At 41.8% G+C, this 22079-nt stretch carries 15 protein-coding genes; 5 read left to right on the top strand and 10 right to left on the bottom strand.

What is annotated here, in order from left to right:
* The first annotated feature begins 12 nt into the window (after positions 1–12).
* The 3 genes from ACTJKC_RS04910 (at position 13) to ACTJKC_RS04900 (ending at position 2492) form a co-directional block, all read left to right on the top strand.
* The gene (locus ACTJKC_RS04910; protein ID WP_440790535.1) at positions 13–837 is read left to right on the top strand and encodes an MOSC domain-containing protein; all 825 of its coding nucleotides are present in this window, start codon (positions 13–15) and stop codon (positions 835–837) included.
* A 174-nt stretch (positions 838–1011) separates the two neighbouring features.
* Positions 1012–1455, top strand: a complete 444-nt coding sequence (locus ACTJKC_RS04905; RefSeq protein ID WP_440790534.1) for a GNAT family N-acetyltransferase — start codon at positions 1012–1014, stop codon at positions 1453–1455.
* Positions 1456–1496: 41 nt separating this feature from the next.
* The gene (locus ACTJKC_RS04900; RefSeq protein WP_440790533.1) at positions 1497–2492 is read left to right on the top strand and encodes a hypothetical protein; all 996 of its coding nucleotides are present in this window, start codon (positions 1497–1499) and stop codon (positions 2490–2492) included.
* A gap of 145 nt (positions 2493–2637) precedes the next feature.
* Here the strand turns inward: ACTJKC_RS04900 and ACTJKC_RS04895 are convergent, their stop codons facing one another.
* The 10 genes from ACTJKC_RS04895 to ACTJKC_RS04850 all read right to left on the bottom strand — a co-directional run bounded on the left by ACTJKC_RS04895 (position 2638) and on the right by ACTJKC_RS04850 (position 17785).
* Entirely contained in the window at positions 2638–4161 is a 1524-nt protein-coding gene (locus ACTJKC_RS04895; RefSeq protein ID WP_440790532.1) for a glycoside hydrolase family 43 protein, read from the bottom strand.
* Between the two features lie 75 nt (positions 4162–4236).
* Positions 4237–4782, bottom strand: coding sequence for a GNAT family N-acetyltransferase (locus ACTJKC_RS04890; RefSeq protein WP_440790531.1), 546 nt, complete (start codon positions 4780–4782; stop codon positions 4237–4239).
* Positions 4783–4897: 115 nt separating this feature from the next.
* Positions 4898–6751, bottom strand: a complete 1854-nt coding sequence (locus ACTJKC_RS04885) for a glycoside hydrolase family 2 protein (RefSeq protein ID WP_440790530.1) — start codon at positions 6749–6751, stop codon at positions 4898–4900.
* Between the two features lie 214 nt (positions 6752–6965).
* Positions 6966–8045 (bottom strand): 1,4-beta-xylanase, encoded by a 1080-nt coding sequence (locus ACTJKC_RS04880; RefSeq protein ID WP_440790529.1) that lies wholly within the window; start codon positions 8043–8045, stop codon positions 6966–6968.
* 16 nt (positions 8046–8061) lie between these two features.
* Positions 8062–9099 carry a glycoside hydrolase family 43 protein gene (locus tag ACTJKC_RS04875; RefSeq protein WP_440790528.1) on the bottom strand — a complete coding sequence of 346 codons (1038 nt, stop codon included), beginning with the start codon at positions 9097–9099 and terminating at the stop codon, positions 8062–8064.
* Between the two features lie 112 nt (positions 9100–9211).
* A complete protein-coding gene (locus ACTJKC_RS04870; protein WP_440790527.1) occupies positions 9212–10177 on the bottom strand; it encodes a glycoside hydrolase family 43 protein in 966 nt (321 codons plus the stop codon).
* 243 nt (positions 10178–10420) lie between these two features.
* Complete coding sequence (locus ACTJKC_RS04865; RefSeq protein WP_440790526.1) at positions 10421–11122, bottom strand: DUF3823 domain-containing protein; 702 nt, start codon at positions 11120–11122, stop codon at positions 10421–10423.
* Between the two features lie 12 nt (positions 11123–11134).
* On the bottom strand, positions 11135–13039 hold the full coding sequence (locus tag ACTJKC_RS04860; protein WP_440790525.1) for a RagB/SusD family nutrient uptake outer membrane protein: 1905 nt from the start codon (positions 13037–13039) through the stop codon (positions 11135–11137).
* A gap of 19 nt (positions 13040–13058) precedes the next feature.
* Complete coding sequence (locus ACTJKC_RS04855) at positions 13059–16283, bottom strand: SusC/RagA family TonB-linked outer membrane protein (protein ID WP_440790524.1); 3225 nt, start codon at positions 16281–16283, stop codon at positions 13059–13061.
* A 488-nt stretch (positions 16284–16771) separates the two neighbouring features.
* Positions 16772–17785 carry an exo-alpha-sialidase gene (locus ACTJKC_RS04850; RefSeq protein ID WP_440790523.1) on the bottom strand — a complete coding sequence of 338 codons (1014 nt, stop codon included), beginning with the start codon at positions 17783–17785 and terminating at the stop codon, positions 16772–16774.
* A gap of 156 nt (positions 17786–17941) precedes the next feature.
* Between ACTJKC_RS04850 and ACTJKC_RS04845 the strand changes: the two genes are divergently transcribed.
* Complete coding sequence (locus tag ACTJKC_RS04845) at positions 17942–21115, top strand: ligand-binding sensor domain-containing protein (RefSeq protein WP_440790522.1); 3174 nt, start codon at positions 17942–17944, stop codon at positions 21113–21115.
* A complete protein-coding gene (locus ACTJKC_RS04840; protein WP_344848819.1) occupies positions 21100–21924 on the top strand; it encodes a response regulator transcription factor in 825 nt (274 codons plus the stop codon). The genes ACTJKC_RS04845 and ACTJKC_RS04840 overlap by 16 nt, the downstream gene beginning before the upstream one ends.
* The last annotated feature ends 155 nt before the right edge of the window (positions 21925–22079 follow it).

Here is a 22079-nt window from a genome sequence, read left to right as displayed (position 1 = left end):
ATGATGGATGACATGGACAGTTTTTTCCTCTCTGAGCTCCACATTTATCCCATCAAATCATTGGGAGGGATCAGTTTGGAAAAGGCCAGGCTGGAAGAAAAAGGCCTCCAATACGACAGGAGATGGATGCTTGTTGATGAAGAAGGAACATTTATTACCCAAAGAAAATATTTCGAACTGGCTTTACTTGCGGTATCAATCAGTGATAACCGGTTAATTATTTCGCATAAAATCCAAGCCAACCAAAGTATTTCTTTTGATCTGGAGGAAGATAATGGAACGCAGATTCCCGTTGTAATCTGGAATGATACCACTGCCGGCGTTGAAGTAAATACAGAGGTAAGCAACTGGTTTTCTGATTTCCTGCAATTTAAAGTAAAACTGGTAAAAATGCCTGTGGCAGAGAAACGGATGGTTGACCCGAGGTATGCTTTAAATGATGAAGTGGTGAGTTTTGCCGATGGTTATCCCTGTTTGCTTATTGGCCAGTCTTCTTTGAACGGACTGAATGAAAAACTTCAAAAGCCAATCAGGATGGACCGTTTCAGGCCTAATTTTGTGTTTACGGGTGGAACACCACATATTGAAGACCGATTTGATACTTTTTCCATCGGCGGAACTTTATTTTCTGCCGTAAAACCCTGCGCCAGATGCGTACTGATTACCATCGATCAGCAAACGGGCGAAAAAGGACAGGAACCGCTGAGAACATTAGCCAGCTACCGCACCATCAACAAAAAAATCCTGTTCGGGCAAAATTTACTGCACCAGCACCCGGGAATCATTAGTATAGGCGATGAACTGAAAGTAATCAAATGGAAGGTGGAAAACGGATAACAGAATTGATTTTGCGAGAAAAAATTAACAATAAACAATTTATTATAAGCAACTTAGCCAACTGAGATCAGCTAAGTTTGTGGCACGATGCAAAATCAAAATATCAACACAAAATGTTTAAAAACTGCCTTACATCATAGAAACAGGCAACTATAATAATTAAATATTCATTGAATGAAAGAAGCCATAATTGAACAGGCGGGCAAAAAGGAGTACGAAAAACTGATTACCGTGTGGGAAAGTTCGGTTAGGGCAACACACCATTTCCTTTCTGAAAGTGATATTATTACGTACCGTTCGTTAATTTTAACTGAATATTTTGATCAGGTAAAATTGTATAGCATCGGGGTTGAAGGGAATATTATGGGCTTTATTGGCATTACTGGTGAATCGATCCAGATGCTTTTTATTCATCCGGAAACACGTGGAAAAGGATTGGGAAGAAAGTTGATCGATTTTGCAAAAAAAGAACATGGTGCAACTTTGGTTGATGTAAATGAGCAGAACCATCAGGCGGTAGGTTTTTACGAAAAACTAGGTTTTGTAACCATCGAACGGAGTGAGTACGATGCTGCCGGCAAGCCCTTCCCTATATTATCGATGGAATTAAAATCCTGATTTTTTTGATGATGATCTCTAAAAAATTATTAAGCTAAATTATGCCCGGAAGTATCACCGAAAAATTATTCATGGCCATTGCAATAGGTGCTGCATTCGGGTTATTTTACACGCTGCTGCTTAATATGCATGGCTTAACCAAAATAAAGTATAAACATGTTGCTCCTACTATTGGTGCCATCATATTTTTGCTGGGCCTGTTTAGTTTCGAAGCGGCAGGTATAGCCAGTTTAATTTTAGGTATCGGGATTTTTGTGCTGGCCATCGCATTAATGGCAAGGGGCACAGCAGATTCTCTTAAAGCGCTTTCCGCAAAATTTTCATCCGGTAACAAGCAACAAAATGATGAAGGTGAGCAATTAAGTACACCAGGTTTTAGCAGTTATACCGGCGTTATCTTTCACTTTGTGGTTATTGTGCTGATTTCGTTATCAATATTTACCTATTCAAATGATGCGATACTGAATCAGGAAAAGATGGACCGCCTGATGAGTGATGCTGTTTTTCAGTTTAGCAGCACCATTATGCTTATACTATTGGGCATGTTTAACCCTTTCTTACCCCCATCGTTAAAGTTAATGAGAATTGCTGAGCAAATTGACAGGCTTAAATACCCAAAATTGTACGTCCTGCTTTCAGGTAAAAAATTCTGGATGATTGTTAAAATCATCATTTGCCTCGGCATTGTTGCTTATTTTGTTTCTAAAGGATATTTTAACCTGCTATCGTGGGATAATGCAACGCCTTACATGAACATTTACGTGCTGCTCATCGGATTTTTCATCATGGTGAATCTGGTGCAGATGATCCGGAGTCCGGAATATTTCTTTAAGGCAAACCTGTTCAGGATTACCATGTTATTGCGTTCGGCCTTTATCAGCATCTTTTTAAGTGCGATTCTGGTTTTCGCTACTTTATTTATTTCCTCAGTTTTGGGGGTTGACATCAATAAACTGAAAGTAAGTTCAGAGACCATCATTTTCCTCGGGTTTAATGTAATTATGTGTTACAATGAGTTTAGACTAGCGAGGGCTTAGTGGTAGAATTAATTGATTTCATAAATACCCGATTATTCTGGAATTTTGTCGCGTTGAGCTTGTCGAAACGCCTTTTACGGTTTTAAGGCAGATCCTTCAACAAGCTCAGCATAGCAATCCTGTTTATGATGCAACCTCCAACAAATCAATACTTTAATTCAAAAGCAGAAAAATCAGCACCCTGATTAACACTGCCTTTAAAGAGAAGACCAATACGAGGGCTCCTGTCCCATTGTGGTAAGAAATTAACGGTAATTTTTTCATTAACCGGAACATTTTGCCACCCCTGATTTTCCTGCTTAAAAAAAGCCATAACACTCAAATCATCCTCAATTTTCATTTTAAGTTCTACCGGACTATTGAAGGGTATTTTTATTTTAGAAAGCACGGTTCTGATCTTATTTTCTACTTTCCAAAATTCTATTTCGTTTCCAATTACCCCTATTCCTAAAGCGGCACCAGCATCGCCATAATACACTAAACCTTTTAAGGCATTATTGGTATTGGTTACCGTTGTAGTTGCTTCAAAAACTGCTGATACAGGCCTCAGAGTTAATGCGATCCCACTAAGGTTATCTTTATTTATACTTCCGGATAAATGAAGCTGCCCGTTTTGCTGTTTAATTGCCGGCATTGAGTTTCTGAAATCCCATTGCCATCTTTTATCAAATTCAGGGCTGGTAAATGTTATTTTTAAATCCTGATTAAGCGTTGGGCCTGATTGTTCTTTAAGCACGGGCCATCCATTTTTTTCAGGCCAGCTTAATTGCGCAAGCATCCCCTGCCTGCCCGAAAAAACATTGGTCTTTTTGTTATAGGCGTGGTAGAGGTAATAATCTTTTCCATTTGCTGCCTTTACAAAAGTGCCGTGGCCAGAACATTTCCAGTATTCGTTTTCCATTAATAACGGATTGGCAACATAAAGCTCGTATGGCCCCGCAAATGATTTCGATCGCGCCACCCTTACGTTATAATCGCATTGTGCCCCACAGCAGTTTCCGGCCGAATAAAAAAGATAGAAATATCCATCTTTCTTCATAATACTCTGCCCTTCTAAACCTATCCGCTGATCGTCTTTAAGCAATGAAAAAGGCTCACCTGTTGTTTTAAGTCCATTTTTAGCGAGTTTATACGCTAAAATCTCAATCGGGCGCTTATCCAAACCATAAGCTTTAAAGGTAATGTAGCGCGTATCGCCATCAAGGTAAACAAATGCATCAATGGCTTCCTTCCCATAGTCAATAATAACGCCCTGATCAACAAAGCCCCTGTCGGGATATCTTGAGGTAGCCACGCCAATGCACGAAACATTATCTTTTTTCCGCCTTGCGGTATAATAAATGAAATAGGTTTTGTCGTGATAATCATATTCAGGCGCCCAAAACGATCCCGAAGTCCACTCTGGTGCACGCTCAAAAACATAACCTGATTGTTTCCAGTTTAACAAATCCTTAGAGGTATAAACCGGGAAATGTGGCGCCCACTCGGAAGAAGTACCAACGGCATAATACTGATTATTAGCGCGGATAACTGATGGATCGGCAAAATCGCCGGCAATTACTGGTTCTATAACAGTTTGTGCATATAAAATATTCGCTATGAGGAGCAGATTAATAGTTATTGCCATTACGTAGCGCAAAAGAAGACGGTTATTTGTTTTTATCATCATGCTATAGCCTTTAAGCTGGTGTTTAATTTGGTTAAATCGTTGCAGACTGCATGCCATTACAGGAAAATGCAAACTTTATTTTCCTGCAGTAATAACATAGGTAAGCATACCGGGAACGCCTTCATGTGTAGTTGAAAAATGATCTTGAGACAGTTCAAATCCCATTTTTTCGAGCAGTTTTACTGAGGGCAGGTTATCGCCGGACGGGCATGCAATTATTTTTTCAACTCCCATTTCGATAAATGCATATTCAAGAACCGAAACCATGGCCTCTGCCATAATTCCTTTGCCTCGAAACGCCTCAAGCAATTCATACCCGAGTTCTACAGTTGCATTTGGTATATCGAAATTCCACAGGCAGATGGTTCCAATCATTGCTGGAGTGTTTTGATAAGAAATTGCCCAGAATATGGATTCATTTTTATTGATTACGCCATCAATCATATTGATATAGGAAACAGCCTGATCAATAGTTGTAAAAGGGGCTTTTCCTATTAGTTCAGCAACTGTAGCATCTGAGCGCGATTGGTAAATTTCGTTGGCATCAGTTAAAGCCAGCCTGCGAAGTACTAACCGCTCTGTATTTAAAACCGGGAATTTTGAAAAATTTTGTTGCTGCATGGGTTGTCTGATAAATCTTTCATAAAGTTATTTAATTAAACCTGAACAAAAAATAAGGCCGGACCATTATTAAATGATCCAGCTTTATTAAAATTTTGCAGTGATAAAATTCGGTTTATTTCTGCACCGGTACGTTTATCTGGTATAATTTATCGTGCAGCCCTTTCATTTGTGTTTCTGAAAATTTGATGTCTTTTCTGTCGTAAGTCATCAAACCGTTCGTTTCTACTTCTACATCAGTGGTTTGGGTGTACACACCTGCCGAAAGCCCAAGCGGAATCAATTGTTCCAGGCGTTTAGTAAACTCGGCATATTTGTTAAATAAATCGGTTTTGTTTTTAAAGCTCTGGTAACCCCAGTTATTTTTCTGTTGCCACACATGGCCATCAATCGGGAGGCCAAGACCACCAAACTCACCCAGTACCAGGGCATAATCTTTGCCAAAATAATCAGGGCTTGGCATTGCCGGATGTGGATAATTATGAAGGTCGATGATATCGCCAACCGGATGGAAGTTACCTCCACTTGCGGTATTTACCAATCTCGAAGGATCTTTCTCTTTGGTCCATTTGGCAATTTCTACGGTTTTAAATTGTCCCCAGGCTTCGTTAAAAGGTGTCCAAACTACGATAGATGGTACATTGTAAAGTGCATCGATAATGGCATTCCATTCTTTTTTGTAATAACCTTCTGATTCTGCAGTTCTGTTTTGATCTGAGCCATGGTCTAAAATACCCGGACGGTTTTCCCAGCCGTTACCCAAATCGCCGCTTGGCATATCCTGCCAAACCAGCATTCCGGCTTTATCGCAATAGTAATACCAACGGGCTGGTTCTACTTTAATGTGTTTTCTGATCATATTAAAACCCATTTCTTTGGTTTTATCTACATCGAATTTCAAAGCAGCATCGGTTGGCGCGGTGTATAAACCATCCGGCCACCATCCCTGATCAAGCGGACCATACTGAAAAACAAATTCGTTGTTCAACAACATGCGCTGAATGCCATTCTCATCTTTTCCGACCGAACTTTTGCGCATGGCGAAATAACTTTTCACCTCGTCTACTTTCTTATTTTTGGCAAGCAATTCTACTTTTAAATCATATAAAAACGGACTTTTTGGGCTCCAAAGTTTTGGATTGGCAATTTTTAGGGTAATCGCATTGCTGCCATCGCCTGTTTGTTCTGCTACTTTTGTTGTACCATCCCAAGCCGAAACTTTTACCTGATTGCCTGAAGCAGCGCCGGTTAAAAATGGGGTAACCGCTAACGATTGCTGATCGATATCAGGCGTTATCTTAATGTGATCGATGTGTGTTTTATTTACGGCTTCAATCCACACCGTTTGCCAGATTCCGGTTACCGGAGTGTACCAGATTCCCTCTGGCTTTTTTACCTGTTTTCCCCTTGGCTGAGGGCCGTCATCTGTCGGATCCCAAACTTCTACAGTTAACGTCTGATTGCCACTTTTATTTAAAAATGGGGTGATATTAAAACTAAAAGGATCGAAACCGCCTTCGTGTTTACCCACTTCCTTACCATTAAGGCTTACTGTTGTCCTCCAGTCTACCGCACCAAAATGAAGCAGAATTTCTTTACCCTTCATATTCGATGGCACCGTAAATACAGTTTTGTACCAAAGCAGGCTATCTTTGCCAACTGTTTTACCAACACCCGAAAGTGCAGACTCTACAGCAAAAGGAACTAAAATTTTACCCTGGTTAATGGCCGGACGTTGTGATTTACCGGAAATGGCATAATCCCAAAGGCCGTTCAGGTTTTTCCAGTTGCCTGTCCGTTCAAGTTGTGGGCGGGGATACTCCGGCAATACGTTTTTAGGGTTTACATCCAGTGCCCATGGTGAGGTAATTTTTCCCTTTACCATGCTCCAAGATTTGTCTTGCTGCTGTGCGGACAGGGAAAGTGAGAGCCCCAGCAGTGATAAGAAAACAGATACTTTTTTATTCATTGGTTTAAAATTTGTGTGTTTAGGTTAGGTTTGGCAATATTATTAGATCAGCATTCATTCGACAGGCTACCATTGACATACTGTCGTCATCTCGACTGAAACGCAGTGGAATGCCCGCCTGCTTCGGGCAGGGAGAGATCTATCCGGGCAGATCTCTCCACTACGCGATGCTCCGGTCGAGATGACAATATCTTTATAATCTGACAATAATGTTTTATTTATTATTGAGTTTTTTAATCAGGTTAACTTCATCCTGGCGGTATGGTGTTCCGTCGGGCTGAAAAATTTCGTGGAACCATTCAATCGGCTCCGATCCATCGGCTAATGGGGTATCCCAGGCGTATTTTGTATTGGTTTTGCCTGCAGCAAAGCCCCAGTTAATGGCGCCAACGTTTTCATTTTTAAGCATAGGCAGAATATTAGAAAAACGGCTGTTGCGAGATCGTGCCATGTATTCGGTACAAATCAATGGCCTGCCGCTGGCTTTTAACAGATCGATGGTTCTTTGGTGCCAATCTGGTGCCTCATAGTTATGATAAGTTACAATATCTGAATTGGCCAGCTGAATGGCATTCAGTTTTTCGAAACCCCAGCTCCACAAACCGATAGAAATCGGCTGATCGGGATTAACGGCACGCGCCCAACTGATGGTTTTGTTTAACAAAGGAATAGTTGCTTCCAGTTTGCCACTGTTTCCGGGTTCATTATATAAATCCCAAAGCAAAATTCTTTTATCGTGTGCAAAATGGGTAAGCACATCTTTTACATATTTTTCCAGTTCAGGGAAATTGGCTTCTTCTTTAAAAGCCGGATCGCCCGGATCCTGTAACCAGCCAGAATTATGGATGCCTGTTTTGGGTTCTGGTTGTTTGCCAATGGCAGAAGTTTTGTTCCAGCAATCATCAAAAAATACAAACATGGGTTTTATGCCATGTTTTTGCGTAATGGTTAAAAACTGGTCCATTCGTTTTTTAAAACCTGCAGGATCCTGGCTCCAGGCTTTGCTGTACAGGAAAACACGCAGGGTATTAAAGCCGATGCCTTCGGCCCAGCCGAGTTCTTTATCAATCAGATCGGGCGAAAAAGTATCAGCCTGCCACATTTCCAATTGGTTAATGGCGTTAGATGGAATATAATTTGCGCCGGTGAGCCATTTATGCTCGCTATACCAGGCATTGGCTTTCTCTACCGACCAAACCTTTGCGGGTTCGGGGTTTTTCTTTGTTTTTTGTGCAAACCCTGTGCTGATGCTAAGGCTCATTGCAGCAAGGAAAACATAGTTTTTTAGGTTCATATCTGTTATATCTGATTTATTTTTTATTGCGGTTTGAGGGGATGGCTAAACTTTCGCCAGGCTTTATGGGGATCCCAAAGTTTGGCGTACCATCGGCATTCCAGTCAAATCGTTGTGCCCTTGGCGAGCGGAAACCACCACAACCCTGCCCTGGTTTATCGTTGGCGTGATAAAGAATCCAGTCTTCTTTTCCATCGGGCGATTTGAAAAACGAATTATGACCAGGGGCATAAACGCCATCTTTTGACGACTGCTGAAAAACAGGCTGACCAGCTTTTGTCCATGATTTAGGATCGAGCAGATTACTTTTTGCTGAGGCAGAAAGCATACCCAGTGCGTAAAAATCTGTCCAGCAGCCACTAGCCGAGTAAATGATGAAAATTTTATCGTCATGAACCAAAAATTGCGGTCCTTCATTTACATCAACATGTGCACCACCGCCCAAATCACCTATTTTTTCCCAATCGAATTTTGGGGTAGAAATTTTAACACGGTTTCCATCTACCGTCCATGGGTTTTTAAGTTTGGCGATAAAAATTTCCTGCTTACCGTTCCGGTCTCCTTCCCAACCGGACCAGATCATGTATAACTGGCCTTTAAAATCAATTACATCGCCATCAATGGCCCATTTATCAGTGGGGTCGGTAATTTTACCTTTAAATATCCACTCTCCTTTCATCGGATCGGCCGATGCGTTTTCCAGTACATACATCCGGTGGTGATCATTGTTGCCATCATCGGCAGCAAAATAAGCGTACCATTTCCCCCTTAAAAACATCACTTCGGGTGCCCAGATTTCTTTACTGTACATTGTTCCGGCGGGTGCTTTCCAGATGGTTTTCCGTTCTGCATTCTTAAGATCAGCCAAACTTTTGGTTTTCCATAAATCGACCCTGTTGCCTAAAGAATTTGTATAGTAATAATAACCATCTTTATAAAAGCTGTAAGGATCGGCACCAGAGGGCAATAGCGGGTTGGTAAATGTTTGTGCGTTTAATCTTCCCGTCATCAACAGGCATAAAGCAAAAAGCAATTTTATCTTCCAGTTATTCATTATTAAGCCTTACTTTCTATTGGTCTGTTTGATGTGTTTCTTAAAATTTTAAAAAAAGCAATTTCTTTTCTTAAATCTGCTTCTATTTGTTTCAATATTTCTACAAAAGCAATCAATTTACACCTTGCCTTAAAAACCGGAAACTTTCGGGATCAATCTGCATCTGATTTATGCCGTTTTTATCTTTCACAAAAGTTGCTTTAATAACTGAAGTTGCCCTTGGCGATACTTTTTGGTTACTGTGGTGGGTGTGAAATACATACTGCAAATGGCCATCTTTATCGGTAAAAAAGTCTCCATGACCGGTACCATTAAATTTTAAAATTTTTCTGCTAATGATCGGGTTTCCCGCATGTTTCGTCCACGGCCCCGTTGCTGAGCCCGAAGTGGCATAACCCACCGCGTAATCAGGATTTCGAAAATCGTTTGCAGAATAAAAAAGGTAATAAAGTTTATCTTTTTTCAAAACAGTTGGACCTTCAGTTACTGGCCAATCGGTTTTAGCCGTATTTTCCCACAATTCAGTTCCGGATAAACATTCTTTTGCAGTATTAGGGATTACATCGGAAAAATCAGCCTTCAGTTCGGATACATAAATGCGGTTGCCTCTGTCAAGTTTAACATGGTAGAGGTAATTTTTCCCATCGCTATCAGTAAATACAAAAGGGTCGATCTGTTTTCCTGCCCCTGATATTGCTTTCAGTGTTTCCTGTTTAAATGGCCCCAGCGGACTTTCGCTCCGGGCAATGGCAATTTGCTCATCGGCAGTATAAGCCATAAAATAAGTATGGCCTCTCTTGAATACCTGAGGTGCCCAAAAGCCTTTCGTGCCAAAAGCATCGCCCTTTTTTAAGGCAAAACCATTATTTTCAGGCTTTTTGCTCCAGTTTTTAAGGTCTTTAGAAATATATACTAAAAAACCCTCATCGCTACTGGTTCCATATAAATAATAAGTGCCATTATCTACAAAAATGGTTGGATCAGCAAGGTAAAGGGTATCATTCAGCTGTTTAGAAAGAACTTTTTTGCTAATGAAACATAAGGAAAAGCATAAAAAAAGGGTAAAAAGATATTTCATTTAATCATGATTAAATAAAGGTAAGATACTGATAATCAATAATATTTAGATTAATCGTCATTCCCAACCTGCATGGGAATGACGAAACTTTAAGTATAAATATATCATCTTAAGAGATCGTCATTTCGAGCGGAGTGCAACGTAGCCGAGAAATCTATTAGATCTCTCCCTGCCCGAAGCAGGCGGGCATTTCGCTGCGCTACAGTCGAGATGACGATTTTTTTCTTGGATAACTGTCATTAACTAAAAGTTTATTTTAGTAACAGGCGTAAAAATAAGGTCGTCTACTCCCGCAATTTTAACACCAATCCTTGCGAAAACATAATTTTGGGTGGGCGTTATGACCGGGATCGTTACACTCATGTTCAGGTTATTTAGATCGGCGATGGCTGCACCACTAATCTGCTGGGTGGCAATGTTATTGCCACCATCTACAAACTGCGTTTTGTTGATGTACAGGGATACATTTTCGACATCCTTGCCATCGGCATTGGTAATGATTTTTTCGAGTTTGCAAAAAGCATTTACTTTACCTGCTGCAGCGGTAAGTGTTGCCCCGCGAATCATATAGTAAGGCATTACCTCTATATCCAGGGTTTTATTTCCATTAATGTTTACAGCAATGGTATCCTGCCTGCCAGCAGCATTCTTTTTCCATAAAAACGGTCCCTGGTTTGGCGAAAAAACCAATTTATAATCTCCGTTAAACAATTTAGCAGAATAGGTTCCATCCTGGCTTACATTGACATTAAGCGCAGAGTAATTGCCAAAACCTGATTGCCAGAGTTCGAAATTAACTTGTCCGTATTGAACACTGATGGGTTCTCCTTTATAAACGATCCTTCCGGTAAAGTCGGCTTCGGGTGCATCGTAGTTATCTTTTTTACATGAAGCAAAAAGTACGGCAATAAGTGCCCCAATCATGAAATAAAATTTAATTTTCATATCTATATCTGCTTATTGGTTAGGGTTTCTTACAATTTTAGGGTTTCCGTTAAGCACATCCTGCCCGATTGAAGAGTAGTAATTACCGATGCGGAAACGGTGCGCAGCGGTTACGCGGCTTGGTTTAATCACTTTAAAAATATATTTCAAATGGTTGGCGTTGCCGGGATTATAATATTTGTACGGCCACAAACCAAATACCTGTGTACTGGTACGTGTAGCGCTGCCAATGTTGGTGGCATTGATAAAATCTGCCGCCGACATGTTATTGCCGTTCCACACTTTATCGGCCAGTCTCCAGCGTTTCATATCCCAAAGTTCATGTCCTTCAAAAGCAAATTCTACTTTACGTTCGTGTACAATGCGATCGAAAGTGATTTGCGCAGGAGTTAATGCGGTAGTTAATCCTGCACGATCTCTTACCGGTTTGATGTAATTAGCGGCAGTAGCCGGATCACCCAGTTCGAAAGCGGCTTCGGCCGCATTTAATAATACTTCGGCATAGCGGTAGCGGATCCACCAAACATCGCTCCGGGTACCAATCTGACCGGAGCCGGTTGCAGGATCTAAATACTTGCGGACATAAAAACCTGATTGTGCACTAAATTCGAGTCCGTCAACAGGGCCATCTTTACCCACTACCTGTACGGCAGCCTGGTTATCCGGCAAAACTTTGTCCTTTATCTGTCCAAAATTATCGCCTGTAATAATTGAACCGTTTGCCAGCTGAATACCCGCCCAGATATCAACGGTTTTACCTTTAAACTGTGTTCCGGGTAGGATTACGGTGCCGGCTAAACGTGCATCGCGATCTGCAAAAATATCGGTAATGTTAGCATAATAAACCGGATTGCCATTTACATCAACTGAAGCAAGGGAAGCATAAGTATTATCCAGCTTTTCGAACGATTGAACCAGGTTAAGGGATGGATTTAAACGCCCGCCCTGTGCTTCTTCGGCAGAAGAACGTGGCTGGTTATCGATGGTAAAACCATGTACTTTATTGGTTTTTAATTTAAAATCCTTTGCAAAAATCACCTCAGGATTATTGCCTTTATCGGTAAATAATGCAGAAAAATTTTCAGATAAATTTGGGTTCTTTTTATACAATGAATATTTACCACCATCAATAATCTCTTTGGCTGCAGCTAAGGCTTTGGTGAAATAGCCATTGGCCAGGGCCGATGGAATACCTACTTCGCCACCCGGCAAGGTTAACTGCGAGTTGCTGTATTTGGCAATCGATCCGGCATATAGTGCTGCCCTGGCTTCCATGGCAAGTGCCGCAGCTTTTGTAGCCCTGCTTTGAATGCCTGCATTATCGGGTAATATGGTTTTTACCGCTTCGAGCTCAGAAATTACGAAATCATAAATTTCGGTTTCTTTTGCCCTTGGAAACTGAAGGTAGCTTGGATCGCCACTATAATCGTAATCTAAAACGGTGGTGACCAACGGCACTCCGCCCATTCTTTTTACCATTTCGAAATAAACTCCTGCCCTGATAAAGCGCGCTTCGGCCAGGAAACGATCGCGGTCTTCTGCTTTTAAAGCGGTAGATTCCTGTCCGCGTTTAATAAACATATTCAGGTCGCGGATATAACCATAAACACCCATGTCCCAGTATCTCCAGGCATCATAACCATACTCTAAATTCTGGTGACGGAAATAATCGCCGCCGGCAGAGGCAAAGCCTTCGTCGAAATCGGTAAAGGCCCACCATGCCTCTATGGTTTGGTAATCGGGAAAACGGTCGTAAAGATCGCCAACAACGGTAAGTACCAGGTTCGGATCTTTCCATACCGCCTCAATTGGCAGGGTGCTGGTGGGTTGTTTATCTAAAAATTCTGAATCTTTTTTACACGACTGCGCAAAACTCAACACGGAGATGGCAGCAAATGCATATATAATTTTTTTCATCTGATTAGTCTTTTTCATGTTACAGCGTTAATTTAATACCGATATTAAAAAACTTGTTCTGTGGATATTGCAACCCGTTATCGTCTGCAATTTCAGGATCTACACCATAATCGCTCAGGTTATCGAAAGAGAAGAGGTTATAACCGTTTACATATACCCTTGCATTCTGGATCTTGATTTTTTCGGCCCATCTTTTTGGTATGGTATAACCAATTTCAAGCGTACGGGCACGCAGGTACCTTACATTGTGCAGCCAGAAAGTAGAATTTTTGTTATAGTTGCTGTGGCCGCTATCATTAAAGCGGAGTGCAGGGTATTTACCGGGTATCCAGGTACTATTTAAGTCGTAAGGATCGGTACGGTGCCAGCTATCATCAGCAAAATTCTGAAGCAGGGCGCCTCCGTTCTGGAATGCCCAGCGCTGCTCCCAGTTCTGGTTCCAGGAGTACAACGCACCGCCTGAAAAATCGGCAGTAAAATCGAAGTTCTTGTAAGAACCACCAATGGTGAACCCGAAACCAACATTTGGCTGCCCGGTTGTGGTGTATCCGATGGGTCTTTGATCCAATCCATCAATGATCCCGTCACCATTCTGATCTTTATAAATTAAATCGCCGGGCAATAAAGAACGGTTTCCCTGACCATCAATGTTCACCTTGTAATTGTTGATTTCATCAATGCTCTGGAATTGTCCGGTTACTTCATACCCCCAGAAAATATCAGTGTAACGCTGGTTTCTGCTGTTTCTGTAATTGTCCCACGAGTTGCCGTAACGTGGTTTATACTCATCCAGAAGTTTTTTCCTGCTAATGGAAATGTTTCCGCCAACGTTATAATTAAACTCACCTATTTTATCGTGGTAGTTCAGGGCAAATTCTCCACCATACTGGGCATCACTTTCCAGGTTCTCTTCTGTTAAAGAGTAACCCAGTTCTATCGGAACCACCACATCTTTTTTAACTGCAGGTAAACCGCTACGTTTTCTATAGAAATAATCTGCTGTTCCGCTAAGTTTATTGTTGAACATGGTGAAATCCAAGCCGATATCTGTAATCTTACTTTTTAACCAGGTTAAATTGTTAATAATCGGCCCTTTATCTCTTGAGGTGGTAATGGTTTTTCCATCCAGAATTACTGTACCCTGATTGTAACGGTACCCGGGAATATAAGCAAACGGATCGAGGGGAACGCTACCGCCTAATATGCGAAGATCATCATCACCCAATACCCCATAAGAAGCACGCAATTTCAAATCGTTTAAGATGGTGCTTTCTCCAAGAAGAGACTTCATAAATTTTTCCTGGGTAATTCTCCATCCTATTGAAGCTGAAGGGAAGTAACCTACGCGTCTGTCGGGTGCAAATTTCCATGAGGCATCTCTACGACCGGAAAGTTCCAGGTAATATTTGTTATCGTAGTTATAGTTTAACCTGGCTACATAACCAACGCGGGCCTCCTCTTCCTGAATATCGGCAAAATCCTGCCCGTCCATATCAGCGAACTGCAATACAGGCAGAATATTGGTTTGTGGTACCGCATGCTGGAAAGTGTAAGTTCTAAAACGGTCTAAACGCTCCGCTACCAAAACGCCACCAACGGTATGTTTACCAAAAGTACGGTTGTAGTTGGCCTGTAACTGATAGGTATTGGTATAAATTTGTTCGTTTCTACGCTCCCTGTAGGGATTAGAGCTTCCTATTTTTTCTTCATAAATACCAGTTTCAGGGTGGTAGGTATATACATTGTAAGTGTACTCATGCCCATTAATTACATTATCAGCAATATAATAAGAGTACAAACCTTTTATCTCCAAACCTTTTATAGGCGTATCGTAACTTGCAGATAAATTGGTTTGCAAAACCCTCCAGTCTGATTTCCAGTAACCGGTTAAGGCTTTACTCTGTACGGCAAACTGTTCGGTATTGTGGCCGATATCATTCGGATAATTTGGATTTCCATTGGCATAAGCCTGTTCAGTGGGACGGTTACGCAACAGGGCAAAACGGGCTGCAAAATAATCGTCGCCACCCGGTACACCCGGCTGATCGCGGCTTTCGATACGGCCGTTAATCAACATACCAACTTTAAAACGGTCGGTTATTTTGGCTTCGATATTACTCTGGATATTGGTCCGGTTAAAATCGAACTCACGTGCTGTTCCGTAAACACCTTTCTGATCTAAGCGGGTAGCTGAAAAATAGTAGTTCACTTTATCGGTACCACCAGAGGCACTTAAATTTACCGAGCTCTGTGGTGCATTTGGCGCGATGATGATATCCTTCCAGTTCTGGCTTTGATAGCCATATTCTGTTCCGGCCTTCCATTTATCGAGTTCTGCCTGTGTAACATTGGTAGTCCCGTTCTGATTCATTTCGGCAGTAGCTTGCCCAAGTTTCCACTGGTAAGCATCGGTAGTTTCGGGGAAACGTACCCAGTTTTGCCAACCGGTGTAGGCATCAACACTGAACGTATTGCGTGTACTGTTTTTCCCCCTTTTGGTGGTTACCAAAATTACGCCGTTAGCGGCCCTGCTGCCATAAATTGCAGCCGAAGCATCTTTAAGTACGGTAATGGTTTCGATATCGTTGGGCGAAATGTTATTAAACTGCCCTGCATCCTGCTGGATCCCGTCGATAACATATAATGGATTACCCATATTACGGATCTGGATGTTGGCGCTCGAACCCGGCCTGCCGTCAGGCATCCTGAACGATACACCCGGCAGTTTCCCTGCAAGGCCGGTACTAACGGTAGAACCGCCATGTACTTTTTCGAGGTCTTTACTGCTGATGGAAGAGATGGCTCCGGTAATGGCTTCCTTTTTCTGGGTGTTATAACCCACCACCACAACTTCGCTCAGGTCGTTATCGGAAGGTTTAAGTTTAACGTTAACCTGTGTACGACCGGCAAGTGCAACTTCCTGATTGACATAGCCTACGTAAATAAAAATCAGCGTTGCATTTTTATCGGCCACCTGAATTTTAAATTTTCCATCGGCATCAGTGGTAGCTCCGGTGCTGGTACCTTTTACTTTAATGCTCGCACCCACAACAGTTTCGCCCTTTTCGTCGGTAACGGTTCCGGTAACGGTATTTTGTTCCTGCGCGCTGAGTTGAAATGAAAGTAAGAGTAAGGTAATTGAAGTAAGAATAACGGAAAGGATTTTGCGTTTCAAAAACACTTTTTGAAGCAGGTACCAATCCATGCGTACAAAGCCGCCATAGGAGAATAAACTTCTTTTCATATTAGGTTAGGGATTTGGTTAGTTACTAGAAGTAAATGGTTTTAGTTCGATTTATTTCTTTCCAAAGATTCGCTTTTTAGCATTAGAGCGGGATACGCATTTGTATCAATATTTCTTCATTTTGTCTCGATTTGTGTGGATGGGTTTTCAAGGGATTCATTGAAAATGACATTTACATCAGGGATTTTTTTGTCATCCTGAGCGCAGCGAAGGATCTTTAAAAAATAATTTCTCATCCTGTTTTGCTTGTCATCCTGAGCGCAGCGAAGGATCTTTAAAATGCGCAAATCGCTCCATTTAACGGATACATTCAAAAGTTTCAATAAAACCTTCCCGCCGTGCGCAGCACCAAATCATTGTGGCAATGAAACCTTCCTGCCATGCGCAGCACCAAATCATTGTGGCAATGAAGCCTCCCGCCGTGCGCAGCGTCAAATCATTGTGGCAATAAAACCTTCCCGCCATGCGCGGCAACAAATCATTGGAAATTAAGGCCCCAGGTAAAAATCGAAAGGTTTATCGCGGTCGCAAACCAGCGTACCGTTTTTAAATTCGAGCTCCGCAACATGGATGGACGTACGTTTATTGGCATAAGAAAAAGTAAAATCCTGATCCAGCGTTCCTTCAAAATGCGTTTTACGACCGGGATGCGTAAAATAAAATATATAAGCTTTACCACCAATTATCTGAACATCGGCATGGGCGCCTGTTGGCGTATCTTCAGGCCTGTGGCCGGGTACATCCAGTACCATTACCTGTTTCTCCCAGCTTTTGCCATCCTTCGATCGGTACACCCTTTGCCCGTGCCATTCGTCGGTAATCATCCAGTACCAGTTATTAAAGAAAAATGCCTTGGCGCCTTCGTGCGGCGCACCACCAATGGCAGGCTCGGTCTGCGCCGTAAAATGCTGTAAATCTTTGCTTTCAGCTGTCATGGTAATGCTGCCTTTCGAGCTGTCTTTATACCACATGTGCCATTTCCCATCAGGCATTTTCAGCAAGGTAGGATCAATTACATGTTCTGAGTTTAAAGAGATAAAGCCTTTATATTTCCATTTCCAGAGGTTTTTGCTGGTATAATGTGCAATTTTAGCAGTGCCGCCCCAATGGTTGCGCACGCCCTGAATGTAAGCCAGGTACATGTGGTAAGTACCGTTTTCGTAAATTACATCAGGCGCCCAAAAAGTATTTACACCGGGTTCAAAATCAAGGTCGAGTGCTCCTTTGTACACAAAAGTCTGTCCGTGATCGGTTGAAGTGGCTACACCGATATTAGTCCCATAACAATAAGCCACATCGTTGGTTTGTGCATTCGCCCTCCGCTGGGTATAAAGCATCCACCAGCTTTTTTCGGCATGGTTATATACCAGTACCGGATCGGCAGCGCCATCATAAACCGGATCGCGATACAAGGGGGAGGGTGCAATGCGCATTTGTTGTGCGGTTACAGCCAGCGACAAAAACAGCAATATCAATAAAAAAGAGGCTTTAAAAATTTTCACTTGTGGGAAGCTTTGGTTAGCAGAGAACAAATAACAGCATTTGCCCCGTAGCACAAAACCTCTCCGTCTCAATCTTTCTACTTATCCTCTCAAATTTTATTTAGGCCAAAAGCCAGACATTTCTTTAATATATTTGAAGCTGCTGACCAAAACATCTTGAAAAAAATTATCATCCTTTTCTATCTGTTGTTCTCTGCCAAACTGCTTTCGGCACAGCCTTACTATTTCAGGCATTACCAGGTAGAAAACGGACTTTCGAACAATACGGCTTTTTGCAGTGTACAGGATGGGAATGGCTTTATGTGGTTTGGCACGAAAGACGGCTTGAACAGGTTTGATGGTTATTCTTTTAAAACCTATCGCCACGACCCTGATAAGGCAGGGAGTTTAGGCAACGACCTCATTTATGCGTTGCATTACGACAAGGAGCAAACCCTGTGGGTAGGTACCAACGAAGGTGTTTATGCTTATAATCCCTCAAAAGAACGCTTTTCCCTCATTAAAGAAACCAAAGGCATGCGCATTATCGATCTGGGTAGCGACCAAAACGGAAACCTGTGGATCTTATCTTCCTTTAAAATATACCTCTATCATAAAAGCACCAGAAAAATAAAGCTTTTTACCAGCAATGCCCCTTTCGATGCCTCTCTGGTTACAATATTAAAAAACGGGAGTGTCTGGATCAGTACCGGCAGGGGAACGCTTGAAAAATACAACGCGAAACAAAATAATTTTGAGAGCTTTAATGTAAATGGTAAAAACCAAAAGCCCGAATATGGCTGGGTATCGCGCATTGCAGAAACCGAAAGTGGTCAGCTGCTGATTGGTACCACCAACCAGGGAGTCAAATTATTTAACCCGACTACCTTACAATCGAAGAATATCATCAGGCTAAACGACGATCAAACCCCGATTTTTGTAAGGGACATTAAAAAAACCGGGCTTCATGAATTCTGGATTGCCACCGAATCGGGCATTTACATCTATAACGACGAGACGGAAAAGATTACACACATCCAAAAACAGTACAATAACGATTATTCTTTGAGTGATAATGCGGTTTATACCATCTGTCAGGACCGTGAAGGAGGCGTTTGGACAGGCACTTATTTTGGCGGGCTAAATTATTATTCGAGCCATACCTCGCTGTTCACCAAATATTTTCCGCAAAAAGGCAGCAACTCCATCAGTGGAAGCGATGTAAGGGAAATTACGAAAGACCAGGCCGGAAATTTCTGGATCGGGACGGAAGATGCCGGACTGAACAAGCTCGACCTTAAAACCGGAACATTTAAACATTTTCTTCCGGATGGAAAACCGGGGAGCATTGCTTATTCCAATATTCACGGCCTGCTGGTAGATGGCGATAAACTCTGGGTAGGTACTTTTGAACACGGGCTGGATGTGATCAGCCTGAAAACCGAAAAGGTAATTAAACATTATCAGGCCGGCATTGGTAATGCTTTACGCACCAATTTTATTGTTACCTTTTGTAAAACACGTGCTGGCGAAATATTAGTAGGCACCATTAATGGCATTTACCGCTATAACCGCAAACGCGACGATTTTGAACCTATTGCGGGCCTTCCATTTCTTTTTTACGATTCGGTAATTGAAGATCATGATGGCAATATCTGGGCAGGCACCTTTAATGATGGCGTTTTTCAGTTTAATTTATCCAAACCCGGGGCCGTAAACTACCGTAATAAAGCGAATGACTTAAAAAGCCTGAGCCACAACACCATTAACAGTGTTTTTGAAGACAGCAAACACAACATCTGGATCACAACAGATGGCGGCGGACTTTCCAGATTTGATAAAAAAACACGCCGGTTTAAACGTTATGGTGTAAAGAACGGCTTCCCCAGTAATTATCTGTTTCGCATTGAAGAAGATAGTTTGCATAAGTTCTGGATCAGCAGCACCAGGGGACTTATTCATTTTGACCCGGCTACGGGCCTGAGCAAAACCTATACAAAATCGAATGGTTTGCTTACCGATCAGTTTAACTACAATTCGGCTTATCAGGACAAGGATGGGAGGATTTACTTTGGAAGCGTAAAGGGATTAATCAGCTTTGATCCTGCCGACCTCAAACCAACGGTTTACCAAACACCAGTGTTTTTAACCGGATTTCAGATCAACAGTACCGGAACAGGTTTAAATGGTGCCGATTCGATATCCAATAAATCGATCGTATATACCGATACCATCGAGCTGAACCACAACCAATCTTCATTCAGCATTGATTTTGCCGCTTTAAGTTACCGCTCGCCCGAAATGACGGAATACGCCTACAAAATGACCGGGCTTTATAAAGACTGGGAATATTTAAAAACCAACCGGAAGGTGTATTTTACCAAACTGGCACCTGGCACTTACGTGTTCGAAGTAAAGGCAATGGTAGAAGGCAGCAATACCTGGAGCAGCAAAAATGTAAAATTGCTCATCAAAATCCTCCCTCCTTTTTACCTTAGTCCGTTGGCTTATTTTATTTATGTAGTGGCTGCCGGAGTCCTTATTTTCTTTTTAGTGCGGCGGTACCATCAAAAAATTGCACTGAAAAACAGCAGGCGCATGGAAGTTTTCGAACATGAAAAGCAAAAGGAAGTGTATCAGGCAAAGATCGAATTCTTCACCAACGTTGCCCACGAAATCAGAACACCATTAACGCTGATTATCGGCCCGATGGAAAAACTGATTAAACAGGCTGATGAGGTACCTGCCATTGAAAAGAATTTGAGGATTATGGGGCGCAATACCGACCGCCTGCTCAAACTCACCAATCAGTTACTCGATTTCAGGAAAACCGAAACCAGCGATTTCTCGCTCAATTTTGTAAAGGCCGATATTAAGGAGATATTAAAGGATGTTTTTCTCCAGTTTCAGCCCGCAGCCGAACAGCACAATATTAATTATACCATCAACCTGCCCGAAAAAGCATTTCAGGCTTATATCGATGTTGAAGCTTTTTATAAAATCATCAGTAACCTGGCCGATAATGCCATTAAATACGGAAAAACGACAGCCGAAATCAGTTTATCGAAATCGGCCGAACAGGATAGATTTAAGGTATGCGTAAAAAGCGATGGTCATAAAATACCTTTCGAAATTAAGGAGAAGATTTTTGAACCCTTTTTCAGGGCCAAAGAAACTCAGATTGCTACCGGAACCGGCATTGGCCTTTCCATTTCCAAATCGCTCGCACAGCTGCATAGCGGCGAATTGTACCTGGATATTAATGACCACGATTTTAATATATTTGTATTAGAACTGCCCATCCATCAACTTATAGAATTTAACCTGAACGGAAAATGGAAGAAATTGTAGGTACGCTCACCATGAAAGATCACCAGGAAGTAGAGAAAAACGTAGTGTTATTGGTCGATGATAATGAAGACATCCTCGATTTTATATCTGATGACCTGGAAGAAAAATACCAGGTATTGCAAGCCCGAAACGGTGTGGAAGCTTTGGAAATTTTAAAGCACGAAATTGTTCAGCTCATTATCAGCGATGTGATGATGCCCGAAATGGATGGCTTTGAATTTTGTGCGAAAGTAAAATCAACCCTGGAGTTTAGCCATATCCCCGTGATCCTGCTGACAGCAAAAAATTCGCTGCAATCGAAAATAGAAGGCCTGGAACTGGGTGCGGATGCTTATGTAGAAAAACCCTTTTCGCCAGAATTTCTCCAGGTACAGATTTCCAGCCTGATTAAAAACAGGAACAAAATAAAAGAATATTTCTCCAGTTCTCCCCTGTTGCATATTAAAAGTATTGCCTATTCTAAAGCAGATGAGATTTTTCTGGAGAAACTGCAGGATACCATTAATAAAAACATCAGCAACCCCGACCTTGATGTAGAACACCTGGCCGAAAAAATGAACATGAGCCGCCCTACCTTGTACCGCAAAATCAAATCTATTTCTAACCTGAGCCCTAATGAGCTGATCAATTTAGCAAGATTGAAAAAAGCTGCTGAGTTTTTGAATGAAGGCATGCTGAAAATATATGAAATATCAGAAATGGTAGGCTACAGCTCACAATCGCACTTTGGCAGAAACTTTGCCAAACAGTTTGGTATGTCGCCCACTGATTATTTAAACAGCAGGCTTGCTGAGAAGAAAAAGGGATAATTTATGGTTATAAAATTAATATGAACAACAGGAGAATTTACTTAAAACAGTACCGTCATTTCGACTGAAGCTCACCGATTTTCATCGGTAGCGTAATGGAGAAATCTTTTAAATCTGATTAAATAATCTGGTAAAATATTTGTCCCCGAATGTAT

The organism is Pedobacter sp. 22226 (genome assembly GCF_052045455.1).
Lineage (GTDB): Bacteria > Bacteroidota > Bacteroidia > Sphingobacteriales > Sphingobacteriaceae > Pedobacter > Pedobacter jeongneungensis.
This window is presented reverse-complemented; position numbering and strand designations above follow the sequence as displayed.